This is a genomic window from Microbacterium sp. B35-04 (assembly GCF_010634885.1).
Lineage (GTDB): Bacteria > Actinomycetota > Actinomycetes > Actinomycetales > Microbacteriaceae > Microbacterium.
Genome location: NZ_MWLP01000174.1, coordinates 1 through 509 on the forward strand (window position 1 = coordinate 1; position 509 = coordinate 509).

Here is a 509-nt window from a genome sequence, read left to right on the forward strand (position 1 = left end):
CCGAGGATGGTGGACTTGCGCGAGCGGGTGAAGACGCTCATGTTGCTCCTTGCTGTGTGATTAACACGGGAACGGCTCGGGCGCCGACCCAGTGCCACTAAACCTAATCGCCGTCAGGCCTCCGCAATGTTGCCTTTCGTTAACGATCTGTAACAGCTTGAAAACCGTGGTCGGCGGGCAAATCCTGGGCCTCTCGACCAGCCATGCCTGTGGATAGGTCGTCGTGCGGGCTCGCGCGTGCGAGCGACAACGGGAAACCGCTCGCCCAGAGCCGCCATACCCCTCGTGGGTATACACTGAAGCCTGGTACCCCTCAGGGGTATCACAGCACCTATGACACAAGGAGAAGACATGGCTGAGGCCGAGTACAAGGTGACGGGGATGAGCTGCGGGCATTGCGAGGCTTCCGTGCGCGGCGAGGTGTCCAAGCTCGCGGGTGTCGAGGACGTCCAGGTGAGTGCGACCGCCGGCACGCTGAAGATCGTCTCCTCCGCCGAGGTCGGCGACGA

The 509-nt window shown here is 62.5% G+C and carries 1 protein-coding gene; it reads left to right on the top strand.

The window, feature by feature from the left end; genetic code table 11:
* Window positions 1–351: 351 nt before the first annotated feature.
* Window positions 352–509 (top strand): cation transporter (locus B1729_RS20345; RefSeq protein WP_163634625.1); only part of this gene is annotated, 158 nt, incomplete at its 3' end.